10 protein-coding genes are annotated in these 15,602 nt (G+C 68.8%); 3 read left to right on the top strand and 7 right to left on the bottom strand.

Annotation, left to right across the window (positions count from 1 at the left end; genetic code table 11):
- The first annotated feature begins 42 nt into the window (after nt 1-42).
- Together NR810_RS49265 and NR810_RS49260 are read left to right on the top strand one after the other, a co-directional pair.
- Nucleotides 43-2,976: a TonB-dependent receptor gene (locus NR810_RS49265; RefSeq protein ID WP_326522558.1), complete on the top strand. Its 2,934-nt coding sequence runs from the start codon at nt 43-45 to the stop codon at nt 2,974-2,976.
- A 34-nt stretch (nt 2,977-3,010) separates the two neighbouring features.
- Nucleotides 3,011-4,384, top strand: coding sequence for a hypothetical protein (locus tag NR810_RS49260; protein ID WP_257462983.1), 1,374 nt, complete (start codon nt 3,011-3,013; stop codon nt 4,382-4,384).
- A 132-nt stretch (nt 4,385-4,516) separates the two neighbouring features.
- Here the strand turns inward: NR810_RS49260 and NR810_RS49255 are convergent, their stop codons facing one another.
- The 5 genes from NR810_RS49255 to NR810_RS49235 form a co-directional block, all read right to left on the bottom strand.
- A complete protein-coding gene (locus NR810_RS49255; RefSeq protein WP_257462982.1) occupies nt 4,517-5,098 on the bottom strand; it encodes an HNH endonuclease family protein in 582 nt (193 codons plus the stop codon).
- Nucleotides 5,095-6,351 carry an AAA family ATPase gene (locus tag NR810_RS49250; RefSeq protein ID WP_257462974.1) on the bottom strand — a complete coding sequence of 419 codons (1,257 nt, stop codon included), beginning with the start codon at nt 6,349-6,351 and terminating at the stop codon, nt 5,095-5,097. Before NR810_RS49250 ends, NR810_RS49255 begins: the two co-directional genes overlap by 4 nt.
- A gap of 139 nt (nt 6,352-6,490) precedes the next feature.
- Nucleotides 6,491-7,009, bottom strand: coding sequence for a hypothetical protein (locus NR810_RS49245; RefSeq protein ID WP_257462972.1), 519 nt, complete (start codon nt 7,007-7,009; stop codon nt 6,491-6,493).
- Between the two features lie 200 nt (nt 7,010-7,209).
- Nucleotides 7,210-8,310 carry a metallophosphoesterase family protein gene (locus NR810_RS49240; protein WP_257462970.1) on the bottom strand — a complete coding sequence of 367 codons (1,101 nt, stop codon included), beginning with the start codon at nt 8,308-8,310 and terminating at the stop codon, nt 7,210-7,212.
- Entirely contained in the window at nt 8,307-9,467 is a 1,161-nt protein-coding gene (locus NR810_RS49235; protein WP_257462969.1) for a hypothetical protein, read from the bottom strand. The genes NR810_RS49240 and NR810_RS49235 overlap by 4 nt, the downstream gene beginning before the upstream one ends.
- Nucleotides 9,468-9,670: 203 nt before the next feature.
- Between NR810_RS49235 and NR810_RS49230 the strand changes: the two genes are divergently transcribed.
- On the top strand, nt 9,671-12,250 hold the full coding sequence (locus NR810_RS49230; RefSeq protein WP_257462968.1) for a serine/threonine-protein kinase: 2,580 nt from the start codon (nt 9,671-9,673) through the stop codon (nt 12,248-12,250).
- A gap of 308 nt (nt 12,251-12,558) precedes the next feature.
- Here NR810_RS49230 and gyrB read toward each other — a convergent pair whose 3' ends face one another.
- Nucleotides 12,559-15,012 carry a DNA topoisomerase (ATP-hydrolyzing) subunit B gene (gyrB, locus tag NR810_RS49225; RefSeq protein WP_257462963.1) on the bottom strand — a complete coding sequence of 818 codons (2,454 nt, stop codon included), beginning with the start codon at nt 15,010-15,012 and terminating at the stop codon, nt 12,559-12,561.
- A 125-nt stretch (nt 15,013-15,137) separates the two neighbouring features.
- Nucleotides 15,138-15,596, bottom strand: a complete 459-nt coding sequence (locus NR810_RS49220; RefSeq protein WP_257462961.1) for a hypothetical protein — start codon at nt 15,594-15,596, stop codon at nt 15,138-15,140.
- Between the last annotated feature and the right edge of the window lie 6 nt (nt 15,597-15,602).

The raw sequence follows: 15,602 nt of genomic DNA, 5'->3' as shown, positions 1-15,602 counted from the left end.
GGGCCTCGCGTTTCGTTCGCGCGCCCGTCGGTGAGGAGTCCCGTGTTGTCTCTTCGTCTCCATTCCATCCGCGCCGCGCTCGCGGCGCTCGCACTGCTCGCCGCCCCCGTGATGGCGCAGACCCCCGTCGAGGGGACCGCCCCCGCGGCGGCTCCCACCGAGGCCGCTGCTCCCGCTGAGCCCACCGCTCCCGTGGAGGCCCCTGCTCCCGCGGAAGACCCTCACCCCAGCCCTCTCCCAGAGGGAGAGGGAGCGGCGGACATGGGCACCGAGGACGAGATGATGGCGGATTCCGCCACGCCTCCTCCGGGCTTCACCGGCGTCTATGGCCAGGTCTCCGACGCCCAGACGAAGGAGACGCTCATCGAGGCCACGGTGAAGGTCGTCACCGGCGCGCAGAAGAGCGTCCTCACCGACGTGGATGGCAACTACCAGCTGGCGCTGCCTCCCGGGAAGTACGACCTGCGCGTCTTCTATGACGTCTATGAGGGCCGCCGCATCACCGGCGTCATCGTGGAGGAGGGCAAGGCCACGAAGCTGGACGTGCAGCTGAGCGCCGACGCGGGCGCCGTGCAGGAAGTGGTGGTCGAGGCCCGCGCGGACCGCCGCGCCGAGGGCGCGCTGCTGCAGGAGCGCAAGAAGGCCGCCGCGGTGTCCGACGCCATCAGCTCCCAGGAGATGGCGCGCACGCCGGACTCGAGCGCCTCGGACGCGGTGAAGCGCGTGGTGAGCGCCACGGTGGTGGGCGGTCGCTACGTGCTGCTGCGCGGTCTGGGTGGCCGCTACTCCACCACGCTGCTCAACGGCGCCATCCTCCCCAGCCCCGAGCCGGACGAGCAGGCCGTCCCGCTCGACATCTTCCCGACGAGCCTCCTGGCCAACCTCAACATCCTGAAGAGCTACACCGCGGACCTGCCGGGCACCTTCGCGGGCGGCGTGCTGCTCATCGAGACCAACAACTATCCGTCCCAATTCGAGTTCAAGCCGCGCATCAACTTCTCGGGCGACACGGCGAGCACGTTCCGCAACCGCTTCACCTACAACGGTGGCGGGCTGAACTGGCTGGGCTTCGACGATGGCACGCGCAAGCTGCCGGACTCCGTGCCACGCACGGGCCCGCTGCTCCCCGGCCAGAACGGCATGACGGTGGAGGACGTGAACCGGGTGGGCCGGGACTTCCCCAACATCTGGACCCTGGAGACCGCGCGCGCCCTTCCCAACATGGGCATCGGCGCGTCCATTGGCGACACGCTGCGCTTCGACAACAAGCGCCTGGGCTACCTGGCCATGGTGAACTACGGCCACAAGGAGAGCGTCCAGCTCACGGACGTCACGGGCACCCAGGCCGCGCAGGGGGGTGGCGTCACCATCGAGGACACCTCCCGCAACGTGCTGGGCACCGAGAGCGCCAGCATCAGCGGACTCGTCAGCGCGGGCTTCCAGCCGAGCCGCGACTTCGAGCTGTCCGTCTTCTCGCTCTTCACCCGCACGGGTGAGAGCCGGGCGCGCTCCATCGCCGGCGCCGACGCCCAGGGCCAGCAGTTCAGCAAGACCGCCTCCGAGTTCACCAGCCGCGCCCTCACCTTCAACCAGCTCCGCGGCTTCCACCGGCTGAACGTGCTCGGGGACATGGAGGTCGACTGGCAGGCCAACTACTCCTACGTCGACCGCTCCGAGCCGGACACGCGCAGCCTGCCCTACGGGTACACCGAGGAGGGCACGCCCCGGTACAACAACGACCCGGGCGCCGAGCGCTGGTACAGCGAGCTCGGGGAGAGCTCCTTCGGCGGCAGCGCCAACGCCACCCTGCCGCTGTCCGGCGTGCGCCTGCGCGTGGGCGGCATGGCCCAGGGCTCGATGCGCGCGCTCGACATGCGCCGCTTCCGCTACCAGTACGTGGGGGGCAACCTCCCCGTGTTGAACCAGGGCCCGGAGGACATCTTCGCCTCGGACAACATCGGCAACGGCATCCGCGTGCTGGAGAACACCCTGTCGGACGATGCCTATGACGCCACGCTCGGCCTGTTCGCCGGCTACGCCACCGCCGACGTGTCCCTCTGGGAGCCGCTGCGCCTGGTGGCGGGCCTGCGCTACGAGGCCAGCGTCCAGCGGCTCACCAGCGGCAGCGACTTCGGCGGACGCGCGCAGTCCAAGGAAGCCAACCAGGACTACAAGGACTTCCTGCCGACGCTCAACGTCATCTACGCGCTCAACCCCCAGCTCAACCTGCGCGCCGGCTACAGCTACACGCTGGCCCGCCCCACCTTCCGCGAGCTGGCGCCCGTCCTCTATTACGACTTCGTCCGCAACCGCTCCGTGTCGGGCGATCCGTCGCTGGTGCAGACGCGCATCCACAACCTGGACGCGCGCGCCGAGTGGTTCCCGGGTGAGAACGACGTGCTCGCCGCGAGCGTCTTCTACAAGCGCTTCCAGCAGCCCATCGAGCGCATCATCGTCTCGTCCTTCCAGCAGGACGTCAGCTTCGACAACGCCCCGGGCGCCACCAGCTATGGCGTGGAGCTGGAGGCTCGCACCTCGCTCGGGCGCCTCACGCCCACCCTGGCGCCGCTGCGCGTGGGAGCCAACCTGACCCTCACCCGCTCGGAGATCGACCTCGGAGACTCCGCGCCCCTGCAGACCAATCAGCAGCGTCCGCTGCAGGGCCAGTCCCCCTACGTGGTCAACCTCAACCTCGGCTACGCGCGGACGGAGAGCGGGACGGAGATCTCCCTGCTCTACAACGTGGTCGGCGCCCGCATCTCCGAGGTCGGCATCGAGGGGCTCCCCGACGTGTACGAGCAGCCGTTCCACCGCGTCGACCTGACGGTGGGGCAGAAGCTGAGCGACAGCCTCCAGCTAAAGCTCGCCGCCACCAACATCCTCAACCAGCCCGTGGTGTTCCGGCAGGGCGACGTCGACGTTCTGAAGTACCGGCCCGGCGTGGCGTTCTCCGCGTCGCTCGGCTGGAGCCTGTAGGTCCTTGCAGTTTCCTTCGAAAGGAAGTCCCACCATGAAGTTGTCCTGGAAGACCTCCCTCCTTGGTGGCCTGGTGGCCGCCAACCTCCTGGCCTGCGGCGAGGAGGAGAAGCCCAAGCCGGACGAGAAGCCGACGGGCCAGCGCATCGAGGTGACCGAGAAGATCACCACCGACACCACGTGGAAGGCCGAGAACGTCTATGTCCTCAAGAGCCACGTCTTCGTGGAGAGCGGCACGCTGAAGATCGAGGCGGGTACCCGGATCGAGGGTGAGGGACTCAGCTCGCTGGTGGTCACCACGGGCGGCCGCATCGACGCGGTGGGCACCCAGGAGAAGCCCATCGTCTTCACCAGCACCAAGGCGGAGGGCGCGCGGGAGCCGGGCAACTGGGGCGGCGTGGTGCTGCTGGGCAAGGCGCCCATCAACGTGCAGGGTGGCACGACCCTCATCGAGGGCTTCCCCGCCACCCAGCCGGGCATCAACTACGGCGGCACCGACGAGGCGCACGACTGCGGCAAGCTGAAGTACGTGCGCATCGAGTTCGCCGGCTTCAAGCTCACCGCGAACAACGAGCTCAACGGCCTGACGGTGGGCGGCTGCGGCAACAAGACGGAGCTCGACTACATCCAGGTCCACAAGGGCGCGGATGACGGCGTGGAGATGTTCGGCGGCACCGCCAACCTCAAGCACATCGTCATCACCCAGCCGGACGACGACGGCCTGGACTGGGACATCGGCTACCGGGGCAAGGTGCAGTACCTCATCGTCCAGCAGAACCCGGACGTGGGTAACTTCGCCTTCGAGGGTGACAACAGCCCGAACGGCCCGGGCACGGCCACCCCGGTCTCCATGCCGGAGATCTGGAACGCGACGCTCATCGGCTCCAACCAGGAGCCGGGCAAGGCGGGCAAGCTCCAGGGCGGAATGCACCTGAAGAACGGCACCGCCGGCACGCTGCGCAACATCATCGTCGCCCACTTCACGGACATCGCGGTGGACATCGACGGCACGACCACCGTCGCGCGCATGAGCGGCACCACCGACACGCTGTCCCTCCAGAACATCCTGTACTGGGACAACAAGAACGTGAGCGACACCGTCCCGCACGCGCCGCAGGTGGTGAAGGACGCCAGCGGCAACGTGACGGATCCGGACAAGACGAAGTACGACGAGTCGGCCCTGGCGGGAACCGCCAACCGCGCCCTCCTCAACAATGATCCGAAGCTGGCCGGAGCGCTCGACCTGCTCAAGCCGGACTTCAAGCCGCAGGCCGGGTCGCCGGCGCTCGTCTCGGACTACGCCGCGGCTCCGGAGAGCAAGGGCTTCTTCGACACCAACGCCCGGTTCGTCGGCGCCATCGGCACCGAGGATTGGACCAAGGGCTGGACGGCCTACCCGGAGCGGTAGCCGTCACCAGAACACGACGTTGATACGCCGCCCCCTGAACTGTCCGCGGGGGGCGGCTCCATCGCCCGGGGGTACGTTCTTCCGACGGAGGGGGCTCCGGGAGAAGACGTGCCTCCGGGCGGTGATTTTTCGTCACCCCTCGTCCTGGACGAGGCCCTGGCGGAGCAGCTCCTTCGCCAGGAAGGGGCAGTGCTTGAGAAGATAGCGGAACCGCATCTCGCCCTCCTTCCAGGCCAGGAAATAGGCCTCCCGGGCCCGGACGAACTCGTCATCGTTCAGGTCCAGCCGGTCGATGGTCTTCTGGACCTGTGCACGCAGTTGCTCGGGCAGCCCATCTCCTGGGATGACCTCGAGCGTGGAGAGTTCGAGCGCGAACCAGCCGTCCCGCACCTCGAAGGGGTCCAGCACATCCTCGAGGTCGTTCTTGCGCGCGTTCATCCGGACGCAGGCAAGCCGGTAGTTGGACCACTCATAGGCCAGTTCCCGCCGCTTCGACTTGGGAAGCAGATGGTCGACGGAGAGCGCCCCCGTGCCACGAGGGATGTGGAGGGAGGAGTAGGCACAGACGCCCTTGTAGGCCTCCCAGAGCTGCATGGCGCAGTGACGCCAGAGAGGCCTCAGCTCGCCCGCCAGTGAGGCCAGGTCGGCGTGGCCCGGCTGACGCACCTTGGCGTCGAAGTCCGGGGGCTCGGGTTGGGGCTCGACGTGAATCAAGGATCGATCCCCGCGGCCTCGGCACGCGCGAGCCAGCGTGGCCAGAACGGGTCCGTATCCTTGAGGAGTCGGTACAGGTCGTTGTGGATCCGCTTCACCTCGTCGATGGGGAGGTGGGGGTCCTTGAGCGCGGCCCTGGCGCGGGTGATGGCCTCCTCGGCCTCCTTGGAGCGGGGCTCCTTGAGGTCGAAGACCTCGGAGGTGAGCCACGCGTTGGCATCGCCACGAGGCCGCCAGTCCGCCTTGGAGACCTTCACCTCATGGCCCACGAGGTCGAACATGAAGAGGGCGTCCTGGGCCGGGTCGAACAAGGGCTCCACCGAGGCGAGGACCAGGGGCGCATGGGTGACGGCGATCACCTGGACCTTCACGTCCGGGCGGAGCTCGCGGACCACGGCCAGCACCGAGGGAAGGATGAGCCGCTGCCAACGGGGATGAAGGTGGGCCTCCACCTCGTCGATGAGGAACACGATGTGACTGGCGGTCTTCTCCCCGAGCAACTCGGCGGCCCGCAGGTGCTCCTCCCAGGCCCAGACGAGCAGATACGCAAGACCGACGATGCGCCGGATTCCGGCGGATGCATGGGTGAGAGGGACGATGCCATACGGCATCTCCAGCGTTGGAATCTCCCGGGCGTCCGTGAGCCCCATGCGGGTGGGCTCACCGGGTCTCAACGGCTCCCTGGCATCCGGCGAGAGCACCGCCAACACCTTGCGCAAGCGCTCGAAGGACTCCGAGTTCCTCAACTGCCAGTAGACCCAATCCCGGATGAGCCCATTGCACAGGACCTGCCCTCCCTCCACCAACCCATCCCAGAGCGCATCGTGAGAAAAGTCGTAGGACTTCGGGCCGCCCGCCTCGTAATGCACGCGTCCCTGGCTGTTCCGCATCGGGTCCCAGACCCGGAATCCCCCATCGATGCGCGCGTAGAGCGTCAACCCGGAGTTCGGAACCGACAACAGCTCGCCATCCTCGTCGCTGTCCCGCATGCGCCTGTCCCAGCGAACGGCGCTCGAGAACTCGAGCTTGTGCCCCATCTCCGTCACGATCGAAGCGGATACCCACCCCTTCCGGCCAGGTCTGGGCAACGCGGGCACCGGGTCGACGTTATGGGTCAGCGCCCACCACGCCAGGTCGAGCACGAAGGTCTTTCCCAACCCATTGTCGCCAGTCAGCAGGTTCAGGCGTGGTCCGAACGAGAACGAAAGCCGGGGGCTCGGCCCGACCTCCTCCAGCTTCAGCTCACCGAGCATCCGGGTTCTCTCCTCCTCGCGAGGCCAGCAAGCGACTCCTCTTATGTGAGTTCCCGCGCGCCCATCAAAAATAAAGCCGGCCCGGAGCCCCCGAGGAGTTCCAGGCCGGACGGAGCCACTGCAACCGGATGCCTGGGGCTCAAGCCGCCGCGGGGCGGGCGGCCACGGGCGCCTCGGCGGCCTCCGCGGCGACGACGGCCTCAGGCGAGCTGCCGTCGGCGAACAGCGGAGCGCTCGGGCGGGACTTCGGCGGACGGCCCCGGCGCTTCGGCGCGGACTCGTCGCTCTGCGCGGGAGCCTCGGCGGTCACCGTCCCGTCCGGACGCACCACCTTGCGCGCCGGCCTCGGCAGGCTGATGGCCTCCAGCTTCGTGCTCAGCGCCGCGTCCTCCTCGGCGAACACCCGCGCGTACGACAGCGCCCGCTGGCCCTTCTGCAGCAGCGCCTCCTGGCTCTCGGCCAGCGCCTGGCGCGCCGCCTCCAGCGCCGCCTGCGCCTTCGCCACCGCCTCGGCCTGCGCCCTCACCCGCTCCGCCGCCTCGTCCAACACCTCCGCGTCCACGTCCGGGAACTTCACCTCGGACAGCTCCGTGGAGAACACCTCGAGCAGCGCCCGCATGGCGGGCGAGATGGGATCGTTTTCGGTCGCGTCGAACATGGGCCTGGGCCTCCCCTCCAACGTGCGGCGTGGTGCCGGGCAACGTGGGGCCCCCATGTGCACAGATGTTCAGTGCCAATTCAAGGGGGTCCGCTCCGGAGCCGATTTATCGGCCTCGCGCCGCGTTCAGGTTCCCGCCCGCCAGCGGCGAGGGGCCCGGATGACCCCCCACATGTGGGCGTAGGACCCTACATTTCCGGTCAGTCCACGCGCACCAGGGACACGTTGCGAATGCCCGAGGCCGGGTCCACCTCCACGGACAGGAAGTGCCGCCCGATACCGTCGAACTGTTCGGGGATGGCCCCGCCGCCCCCTGAGATGAAGGCCGGAATCCCCGCGTTGGAGAACGAGTAGTACGAGTGCACGTGGCCGTAGAGCGTGAGGTCCAGGTTGGCGCGCGTCAGCTTGCCCAGCAGGGACGCGGCCTCGTTGCGGCTGGCGAAGGCGCCGTTGCGCACGCCGATGGGGTCCACCAGCGGGATGTGCGTGCCCAGGATGTGCACCGCGTCGCGCCCCGCCTCCAACCACCCGTCCAGGAACTCCTCGGCCTTCGGATCCAACGTTCCGTTGCCCGAGTCGATCATCGTGAAGTGCGCGCCATGGAAGGTGAAGTGCAGGTTCCCGCGTCCGAAGTACTCGTGGTAGCGCGGGTCGGGGGTGATGAGCTCGTGGTTGCCCAGCGTGGCGAAAAGGGGAATGCGCGACTCCTGGAGGCGGGACTGGAACTCCTCCAGTTGCTCCACGGTGCCCCGCTGCGTCAGGTCCCCCGAGAAGAAGATGAAGCGCAGCGAGGGGTCCGCGTTGATGCGCCTGTAGATGTCGCCCACGCGCGGCAGGGCCTCCTGCACGTCCGCCAGCGCCACGAAGCGGAAGGGCATCGGCTGATCCCACATCGGAGGCGCCACCGTGAGCCGGACCTCCGAGCCCGCGGGCACGCGCACCCGCCACACCTTCTCCGTGGGCAGGGGTCCGGGCAGGGACTCCACCTCCAGGGGCTCGTCCCCCTTCAGGGCCGAGAGCTCCGCGTCCGGCATGGCGTTGCGCACCCGGATCGTCCAGGACTCGGCGGCCCCAGCCGAGGCCACCGCGCGCACGTGGAAGGCCGGCGCCGAGCCCCACAGCGTCAGCGCCCCTGGCTCCATCTGGCGCACCACCGCGAGCCCGTCCTCCACGGTGAAGGCGACGCCGGCGATCTGCACCCGGCCGATCTCCTGCTCCTTCAGCGCACGCTCCTCGGCCGGCCGGGTGCAGCCTCCGGCCCCCAGCGCGAGCGCGATGATACCCAGGCGCACCTGCCTCACGGCTCACCTCCCAACGCGTAGACGAGTGACAGCCGGCCCACCAGGGCCGAGCCCGCCTGCAGATCCGCGGCCATGCCCCACCGCTCGGTGAGGAGCACGCGCCCGCGCAGCCCGACGAACCCTGGCACACCGCCCCCAGCCTTGATGCCGCCCGGGAAGTCGTCCTTGCGGTGGTCGTAGTAGAGCATCGCCTCGCCCCGGAAGGGCCCGCCGCGCCCCAGGTACACGCCATAGCCGAAGGAGAAGAGGAGCTGCTCGAAGAGCATGTCGTCCGTGGGGCCCGCGTAGACGTAGCGCTGCACCGTCATCCCCACACCCATCTCCGCGAAGGAGCCGGCCATGCGCGGGCTGAAGCGCGCCATGTCGTAGCGGCCCCGCAGGAAGACCTCGCCACCGGCCAGGGTGAAGCGCTCGATGGAGTAGCGGTGCGCGAGCGCGCCGAGCTCCAGGTCCAGCGACGAGCCGTCCGCGCCGCGCCGCTCGCCGTCGGGCGCGCCCAGCAACCGGTACGCGCCGCCCAGGCGCACGCGCAGGTTGCCGTCATCCGGCGACAGGCGGGCCCCGGCCTCCAGGCGCACGCGCTCCAGCCGGGCCACGGCCCCCAGCGAGACGAAGTGCCGGTAGCTGAAGGCGGGGTCGTCCGCGTACTGGTAGCCCAGCTCCAGCTCGAGCGGGGGCAGCTTCTGGGGGACCATGCCCGGAGAGAAGGCGGGTGACAGCGCCGCGTAGAGGTTGGCCAGCGTGGAGATGGAGATGAGGCCCGCTCCCGTCAGCGCCACCGCGTACAGCGGGCCGATGACCCGGCGCGACGCTCCGGACATGGCGATGGGCACCCCGCTCGCGGCCAGCAGCCCGAAGCCCGCGCCCTCCAGGAGGAAGAGCCGCTTCGCCGTCCCGGTGTCCCCCGCGACGAGCGGTCCCAGTCCATGCAGGAACAGGCCGGGGACCACTGACACGACAGCGGGCAGCACGCGGAAGGGGGGCCGCTCGCTCACCCCGGCCTCCACCGCGACGGGGGCGGGCGTCACCTCCAGGGGAGCGGGTCCGGCCAGGGTGGGCACATCCGAGGTCTGTCCCCAGGCTCCACCCGGCGGCACCACCAGGGCAAGCACCATCAGCCCGACCAGCACGGACGGGTCCCTACGCTGTCGCACCATCATTTCCATCCATTCTAGCGGGCGGATCCGGCCTTCCGCCCGGCCCGGGGCTCCCACCGGGCGTGGATCCAGGATAAAGCGTTGGCTGGTGGATTCGCAGGCCCACCGTTATAGGTAGGGAAGAAGGCCACCCAGCCCCTCTTCGGGATTTTTGGAGGAGCGGGGTATGCTCAACTTCCCCCTCTTCACCTCGACGCGCATCCGTGGCCGCCAACGAAGCCGGGCAGTTTGGCAGATACGAACTGGTATCCAAGCTCGCCGCGGGCGGGATGGCGGTCACCTACCGTGCACGGATGAATGGTGCGGCGGGGGTGACCAAGCCGGTCGTCATCAAGCAGATCCTCCCCCACTTCGCCGACGACCCCGGGTTCGTGGAGATGTTCGTCAGCGAGGCGCGTGTGGCGGCGGGCCTCACCCACGGCAACATCGCCCAGGTCTTCGACTTCGGGGAGATCGACGGCCAGTTCTTCCTGGCCATGGAGTTCGTGCACGGCCAGCCGCTGTCCAAGTTGATTCGCCGTGCGCAGCGCACGGGGCTGCCGAGCCTGCCGCTGCCGCTGGCGCTGCACATCGCCATCCAGATGTGCGACGGGCTGGACTACGCGCACCGGCACGTGGGCGAGGATGGACAGCCCATGGGGCTGGTCCACCGCGACGTGTCCCCGGACAACGTGCTCATCTCCTACGAGGGCCAGGTCAAGGTCATCGACTTCGGCATCGCCAAGGCGACGAGCGTGGTGGAGGCGCGCACCTCGCCCGGCACGCTCAAGGGCAAGTACCCGTACTTCTCCACCGAGCAGGCCCGGGGCCAGCATGACCTGGACGCGCGCTCGGACATCTTCGCCGTGGGCGTGGTGCTCTACGAGATGGTGTGCGGCCGGCGACCCTACGAGGGGGAGCTCGTCGCCGTGCTGCCGCGCATCCTCTCGGGAGACTACGCGCCGCCCTCCGCCCTCAACCCGGCCATCACCCCGGAGCTCGAGTCGGTGATGGCCACCGCGATGGCGCTGGACCGGGACACGCGCTACCCCACCGCGCAGGCCTTCTCCGAGGCGCTGCGCGAGCAGCTCTACTCGGCCAACGCGCGCTTCTCGCCCGCGATGCTGTCGCAGCTGATGGGCCACCTCTTCTCCGAGGAGCTCGCCGCCGAGGGGCGCCGGGTGGAGGTGCCACCCGGCTTCCTGGAGCAGCTCGCCGCATGGCAGGCGCAGGCGCAGCCCACGGGTGAGCCCACGGGCATCCAGCCGCGGCAGCCGGGCACGGGCGGTGGCCGGCCAGGCGCGCAGAGGCCTCCCTCCAACGGCTCCGGTGGACGTCCCTCCAGCAACGCCAGCGGGCGGAGCGTCAGTTCGGCCTCGGTGCGCCGGGTGACGTCGGGTGCCGTGCCACGCACTCCGGCCCCCGCCACCCTGGCGGCACCGCCAGGCCTGGCGGCCGAGCCCTCCACGGCCGTGTCGGAGCCGGTCACCGCGACGAGGGACTCCGTCGAGGGACCGCACGACACCCCTGTCGACATGCCGGCCGTCACCGTGCCGGCCAGGCTGGATCCCCTGAGCACGTACCGCGAGGCGCAGGAGCGTGACTCCCAGGAGCGCGCCGATCGCCGCCAGCGGCTGGTGATGCTCATCAGCCTGCCCCTCATCGGACTCGCGCTGTTCCTGGGAGCCATCAACTACTTCCTCTCGAGGAGCGCGGGACCGCCGACGGGCTCGCTGTGGCTCACCTCCACGCCGATCGGTGCCACGGTGAAGCTCAACGGCAAGGACGTGCCCGGCGTCACGCCGCTCGTCGTCGAGGGCGTTCTTCTCGACGAGGCCAACACCCTCGTGCTCACCCTGCCCGGCTACCGGCCGTGGACGAAGCGCTTCACCCTGAGCAGCGAGGCGGATCCGCCCATCCACGCGGAGCTCGAGCGCGTCCAGGCGGAGCCCGCCGCCCCGGAGAAGGAGAAGCCCCAGCCCACCGAGGCCGTCGCCGCGTCCACGGCCACACCCGGGGACGCGGGCGTCGAGGCCGTGACGGACACGGCCCCCGAGGCACCGAAGCCCAAGCCCTACAACGAGGTGGACTACCCGGCGCGGCTGTTCGTCCTCCGCCCGAGGCACAACGCCTTCCCGGTGACGAAGTACACCACCGCGTCGATCGACCTCAGCCCGTCGGCGAGCTACTCCGCCAACACGGAGGGAAGTGCCTCGCTGGACGAGGGACGCGGGGGCGGGTCCGGCACGCTGGCCTACTTCCTCGAGGGCGACAACCTGTCCGCGGACGAGTCCTTCGGGTTGATCGGCCCATCCTCGCGCACCATCAAGGGCGCGCGCCGGATGCACGTCTTCCTGCTGGATGACGATGTCTCGGACAACAGCGGCACGGTGCGGGTGCACCTGCGCCAGTCCAAGTGGATGGCGCCCCGCCAGCTCACGTTCAACGCGGCGCAGGACGCGCTGGTGCTCGAGCCCCTGCACCAGCTCGTGCTGCGCGGTCTCAACCCGGACGCCCTCTACCTGCTCACCGTGCGCGATGACGTCCCGGAGCTGCGATCCGGCGCTGGTGGGCGGACACGTCGGGTGCTGTGCGTGGAGAGCAGCCAGCAGTCCGCCCGGCGCACACACCGACTCCTGGAGTCGGGTAAGCGCTACCAGCTGACGGGGGCGGATACGCTGCGCTGCACCTTCCCGGACACCCAGGTGGAGGACAACGCCGGGGCCCTCGAGGTGGACATCGTCGATGTCACGGTCATGTCCCGGCGGGACAGGGCGGCGGCGCTGCGCGGCGCATCTCGTTGACCCGAAGACACCTCCCGGGTTAGTGAAGACGTGCGGGCGGTCAGGCGCCAGGCGCCTCCTCCGTCCAGCCCTTTCGTACTCCTCAGGCAGGCAACAAGCGCTTCCGTTCTCACTCCGGAGGCGATGCGTACCATAGAGTCGCACAGGGACCTACTGAGGGGTCCCCGGGAATACATCAGGTTCCTTCCGTAAAGGCTAAGGGGGCCGCAGCGGGTAGCGGCCCGGCTCAACAAGGACGGGAAAGGCACGTGGGCGCGGAGCCGAGACTGGCACCGGGCCCACGGGTCTTTTTGGGGTCTGGAGTTCCCTCAGATGTCCAGGTTCTGCACGTCCAGCGCGTTGCGCTCGATGAACTCGCGCCGCGGCTCGACGGCCTCACCCATGAGCAGCGAGAAGATTTCGTCGCTCTCCACGGCGTCCTCGATGCGCACCTGCAGCAGCGTGCGGGTGGCCGGGTTCATCGTGGTGTCCCAGAGCTGCTCCGGGTTCATCTCGCCCAGACCCTTGTAGCGCTGCAGGCCCAGCCCCTTCTGCGCGTCCTTGCGCACCGCGGCCAGCACCTCCTGCACCGACAGGGCCGTCACCTCGCCATCGGACACCACCACCCGGTAGGGCGCCTTGCCCATCGCGCTGAACACGTCGCGCAGACCCACCAGCTCCAGGTACTCCGGCGACGACAGGAAGCCGTGATCGAACACCGTCTGCCTCAGGCCCCCGTTGACGTCCGTCTTCACCACCAGCTTCTTCGTGTGGTGCTCGGAGTCCTCGAGGAACGAGAACTCGAAGCGGCCCAGCGCGTCCGGCATCCGGGCCTTCAGGTACTCGCGCACCTTCTCCATCTGCTCGCCGAGCGCGGCCTCGTCGGCCAGCGTGCCCGCGTCCACCCGGGCCGCCTGCACCAGCGCGTCCACCACCCGAGCGTCCCGCCGCGCCGCCAGCTTCTCCAGCCGCTCCTCGTAGGTGATGACCTTCTCCAGGAGCGAGCGCAACTCCGAGCCTCCGAGCTCCCCGGACGGCGTCACCACCCGCGAATGCTCGGAGGCGATCCGCAGCAGGTAGTCGTTCAGGTTCCGCTCGTCCTTCACGTACATGTCCTTCTTGTTGCGCGTGACTTTGTAGAGCGGGGGCTGCGCGATGTAGAGGTAGCCGTTCTGGATGAGCTCCGGCATCTGCCGGTAGAAGAACGTCAGCAGCAGCGTGCGGATGTGGCTGCCGTCCACGTCGGCGTCCGTCATCAGGATGATGCGGTGGTAGCGCGCCTTCGTCGGGTCGTAGTCCTCGCGCCCGATGCCCGTGCCCAGCGCGGTGATGAGCGTCACGATCTCCGCGCTCGTGAGCATCTTCTCGAAGCGCGCCTTCTCGACGTTGAGGATCTTCCCGCGCAGCGGGAGGATGGCCTGGTTGCGCCGGTCTCGGCCCTGCTTCGCGGAGCCACCTGCGGAGTCACCCTCGACGATGTAGAGCTCGCTCTCGCTGGGATCGCGGCTCTGGCAGTCGGCGAGCTTGCCCGGCAGCGAGCCACCGTCCAGCACGCCCTTGCGCCGCACCGTCTCGCGCGCCTTGCGCGCGGCGATACGCGCCCGCGTGGCATCGCCAATCTTGGCGACGATCTTCTTGCTGACGACCGGGTTCTCCTCGAGGAAGGTGCCGAGCTGGTCGTTCACCATCTGCTCGACGAGGCCCTTGATCTCGCTGTTGCCCAGCTTCGTCTTCGTCTGCCCCTCGAACTGGGGATTGGACAGCTTGACGGAGATGACGGCCGAGAGGCCCTCGCGCGCGTCCTCGCCCGTGGGCGTCTCCTTCAGGTCCTTCCACGCCCCGCCCTTCTCGGCGTAGCTGTTGAGTGTGCGCGTGAGCGCCGCCTTGAAGCCCGACAGGTGGCTGCCACCCTCGTGCGTGTTGATGTTGTTGGCGAAGGTGAAGATGCGCTCGTCGTAGCCATCGTTCCACTGCATGGCGATCTCCAGCGCCACGCCCTCCCGCTCCGTGCGGAAGTGGATGGGCTTGTCGTGGAGCGCCTCCTTCGCCTTGTTGATGTACTCGACGAAGGAGACGATGCCGCCGTCGAACTTGAAGTCGTGCTCCTTGCCGATGCGCATGTCACGGATGACGATGCGCAGGCCGGCGTTGAGGAACGCGAGCTCGCGCATGCGCTGGCTGAGCGTGTCGAAGTTGAAGTCCGCCGTCTCCATGACGGTGTTGTCCGGCTTGAACCAGATGAGCGTGCCGCGCTTGTCCGTCTCGCCCACCGCCACGGGCGGGCCATTGGACACGCCGCGCGAGTACGACTGCTCGTACACCTTGCCGCCGCGCTGGATGCGGACCTTGAACCACTCGGAGAGGAAGTTGACGCAGGTGACGCCCACGCCGTGCAGGCCGCCGGACACCTTGTAGGCGCCGTTGCCGAACTTGCTGCCCGCGTGCAGCTCCGTCAGCACGACCTCGAGCGTGTCCTTGCCCTTGAACTTCGGATCCGGATGCGGACCCACGGGGATGCCACGGCCATTGTCCTGCACGGACAGCGAGCCATCCACGTGGATGACCACCTCGATGTCGGTGCAGTGGCCCGCCAGGGCCTCGTCGACCGAGTTGTCCACCACCTCGTAGACGAGCTTGTGCAGCCCGTACGTCATGGTGTCGCCGATGTACATGCCCGGGCGCTTGCGGACGGCCTCCAGGCCCTCCAGCTTCGTGATGGCACCCGTGTCGTAGTCCGCGGGCGACGGCGCCGCGGCGGCGCCGGTGGCGGGGATGTTTTCCATGCGAGAAAAATCCTTGGGAAATGCTTGGCTGGAACCGGTCGTGCCTACCATTTCGAGGCACACCGAACAAGATTGTTGAGAACACGCAAGGCAGCGGAAAGATTCATGAAATCCTCCGCGCGGCGCTATGCGTCATAACGCGGCGCGGGCTTCCTTTCTTCCAGGGCGCTCGCCAGCTCGCCGAACACCGTCCGGGAGGGGAAGAGGTGGCGCGTCACCAGCACCCGGCCCCCCTCTTCCAAGAACAATCCAAGCACGTCTTCCTTCTTGCCCAGGCGGCGCACGACGTCGATCTGCCCCCAGGAGAGCTGCAGCTGGCTGCCCGTGAAGGGACGCGCCACCTGCACCCCCCGGGCGCTCAGGGTGATGCCCCAACCGGGGCGTGGCCGCAGCCGGTGCCAGGCGAAGACGAAGGCGAGCATCAGCCCTCCGGTGATGCCCGCCCGGGCCACGGCCAGGGGGGCATTGTCCAGGGACCTGGCATCCGCCAGGGCCCAGGCGCTGAGGATGGCCAGCACACAGGCGCCCACGAAGAGGGCCCGGCGTGTGGGACGGGGATCGAAGGCGTAGAAGCGGGGCTCCATGCGAGC

It is taken from the genome of Archangium lipolyticum, from assembly GCF_024623785.1.
GTDB classification, from domain to species: Bacteria; Myxococcota; Myxococcia; order Myxococcales; family Myxococcaceae; genus Archangium; species Archangium lipolyticum.
Note: the sequence above shows the minus strand (reverse complement) of the source record. Positions and strands in the feature narration are given on the sequence as shown.